2 protein-coding genes are annotated in these 2,989 nt (G+C 61.5%); one reads left to right on the top strand and one right to left on the bottom strand.

All coding sequences use genetic code 11. The annotated features are described in order from the left end of the window. The first annotated feature begins 10 nt into the window (after window positions 1–10). The gene (locus WA989_RS01145; RefSeq protein ID WP_424338696.1) at window positions 11–1,294 is read left to right on the top strand and encodes an acyl-CoA dehydrogenase family protein; all 1,284 of its coding nucleotides are present in this window, start codon (window positions 11–13) and stop codon (window positions 1,292–1,294) included. 271 nt (window positions 1,295–1,565) lie between these two features. Here WA989_RS01145 and WA989_RS01140 read toward each other — a convergent pair whose 3' ends face one another. After that, a complete protein-coding gene (locus WA989_RS01140; RefSeq protein ID WP_424338695.1) occupies window positions 1,566–2,756 on the bottom strand; it encodes an aspartate aminotransferase family protein in 1,191 nt (396 codons plus the stop codon). Window positions 2,757–2,989: the final 233 nt, after the last annotated feature.

The following is a 2,989-nucleotide window of genomic DNA, read 5'->3' as shown; positions in this document are numbered from 1 at the left end:
AGATCATCCAATGGATACCGGAACACTCGAAAAAATGGACGTACGCGATCCGCTCAACGATCTGCGCATGTCCGAAGAGGCCGTGCCGCTTTACGAGGCGGTGAAGAAATTCGTCGATGAGGAAGTCGCCCCGATGTCGGAGAAATTCCACGAGCTCGGAAAGGACCGCAAGGATCGCTTCTCCTATGTGCCTGGCCAGCTGGAAATGCTCGAAGAGGTCAAGGACAAGGCCAAGGCGCAGGGCCTCTGGAACTTCTTCCTGCCGAACGCCGAAACCGGCGAAGGCCTCTCCAATCTCGACTATGCCTATATCGCCGCTGTGCTCGGCAAGAACCGTCTGGCCTCCGAGTGCCTGAACTGCGCCGCGCCGGACACAGGCAATATGGAAGTGCTCGAGCGCGTTGGCACCGAAGCTCAGAAAGAGCAGTGGCTGAAGCCGCTTCTCAATGGCGAAATTCGCTCTGCCTTCGCGATGACTGAGCCGGACACCGCCTGCTCGGACGCGCGCAATGTTCGCACGCAAGCTGTTCTGAAGAATGGCGAATGGGTTATCAATGGCGAGAAGTATTACGCTTCTGGCGCCGGCGACCCACGGTGCAAGATCATGATCGTGATGGTGCAGACCGACCCGGACGGCCAGAGCCATGAGCAGCAGTCGCAGATCCTCGTGCCGATCGATACCCCCGGGGTTGAAGTGCTTGGGCCCATGCACGTCTTTGGCGAGGATGACAGCCCGCACGGCCACATGCACATCCGCTTTACGGACGTGAAAGTGCCGGAAGAAAACATCCTGCTCGGCGTTGGCCGCGGCTTCGAAATCTCCCAGCTGCGCCTCGGCCCGGGCCGCATCCACCACTGCATGCGCTCCATCGGCGCCGCAGAGAAGGCGCTCGACCTGATGCTTGAGCGCGGCATGACCCGTGAGGCGTTCGGACGCCCGCTGATCAAGCTCGGCGGCAATCAGGAAGTGGTATCGCGCGCCCGCATCGAGATCGAAGCCATGCGCCTCATGGTGCTAAAGGCGGCCAAGGCGATGGACGTGCTCGGCAACAAGGAAGCGCGCGTCTGGATCTCGATGGTCAAGGCCATGGTGCCGGAACGCGTCTGCAAGATCATCGACGATGCGATCCAGATCCACGGCGCAACCGGCGTGTCCCAGTGGACGCCGCTCGCCAACATGTACACCCAGCAGCGTACGCTGCGTCTCGCTGATGGTCCGGACGAAGTGCACCACATGGTCGTCGGCCGCGCCGAAATCGGCCGCATGGGCATGAAGGGGATGACGAAGAAATAGTCTTCGCCCTCCATCAGAAATGAAGAAAGCCGGCAGCTGAGAAGCGTGCCGGCTTTTTTAGTTTGGTCTTTGCTTCGATCTGAATAGCCAGAGCGCGCGTAACGCACCAATCAGCGCGAATATCAAGCCAACCGTCAGGCCTAATCGCAAATGGCCGGCCGACAGATCGCCAAAGGAATCAAAAAGAATCCAGTGAAGACAAATCCCGGCAAGCGCTCCGACGAGAAAGCAGGCCCCTAGAGCAACAAGCCATCTCCACACGAGCAAGTGCCTACCCCTCCATATCCCACGCGCCCAGCGCTTCATCGATAACGGAGACCGCCTGGCGGACATCCTCATCCTTGATGACGAGCGGGGGCGCGAGGCGCAGCACATTGTTGCCCGCGACACCAACCAGCAGGCCCTTGTCGCGGCAGGCATGCTGGACAGGCTTTGGCGCAGCTTTCAGTTCCAGCCCGGTCAGCAGGCCCTTGCCGGTCACGCCGGAGACCTTGTCCGGGTGGCTGTCGGCGAGGCTTTTCAGCCCCTGCGCAACCGTGCCGGAGACGCGGCGCACTTCGGCGAGGAAGGCCTCGTCCGAAATTGTATCCCAGACCACATTGCCGACCGCCATGGCGAGTGGGTTGCCGCCATAGGTCGAGCCGTGGGAGCCGGGCTGCATGGGAAGGCCAACCTCTTCCGTCATAAGGCAGGCCCCGAACGGGAAACCGCCGCCGACGCCCTTGGCGACGCACATGATGTCCGGCTCAGCGTCTGGCGCCCATTCATGGGCGAAGAGCTTGCCGGTCCGGCCCATGCCGCACTGGACCTCGTCATAGATGAGCAGCGTGCCGGTCTCGTCGCAGAGCTTGCGCAGCCCGGTCAGGCATTCCTCGGGCATGGCGCGCACGCCGCCCTCGCCCTGGACAGGCTCGACGAAGACCGCGCAGGTCTTGTCGGTGACGGCAGCTTTCAGCGCATCATGATCGCCCCATTCAAGCTGGTTGAAGCCCGGAATGGGCGGGCCGAAGCCTTCGAGGTATTTCGGATTACCGCCGGCATTGATCGCGCCGAGGGAGCGGCCGTGGAAGGCGCCGGTAAACGTGACGAACTCGATCCGCTCCTCATTGCCTTTGGACCAGTGATACTTGCGCGCAGCCTTGAGCGCACACTCGACAGCCTCGGTGCCGGAATTGGTGAAGAAGACCCGGTCTGCAAAAGTGCGCGCGCACATCTTGTCGGCGAGCTCTTCGCCCGCCTTGACGCGGAACATGTTCGACAGGTGCCAGAGCTTGCCGGCCTGGTCCTGCAGCGCCTCGACGAGTTTCGGGTGCGCATGGCCGAGCGAATTGACCGCGATGCCGGCGATGAAATCGAGATATTCTTCTCCGCCTTCCGTATAGAGGCGCACCCCCTCGCCGCGCACAAACGCTTCCTCCGGCGGGGCGTAGACGGGCATGATATGGGCGCGTGGGTCAGACATGAAGATCGGCTCCGAACGTATTGAATTGCGATTGGCCATCGGCATGGCTGGGGCGGATCGTAAAGTCAACACAGGGCAACGAGGCGTGCAGGGCGCGATCGGGTAAGGCCTCGCCTGAAAATCGTTGCAAATGCAATTATGCATGAGAGTCATGCGGTCTGCCAGGGTGGTCTCTGGCAACGGCGTGCCCTATCTGTCCACTCACGGATTACAGACGCCTCCCTGACACGTTT

The sequence above is a fragment of the Henriciella sp. genome, assembly GCF_049649345.1.
Taxonomy (GTDB): Bacteria; Pseudomonadota; Alphaproteobacteria; order Caulobacterales; family Hyphomonadaceae; genus Henriciella.
This window is presented reverse-complemented; position numbering and strand designations above follow the sequence as displayed.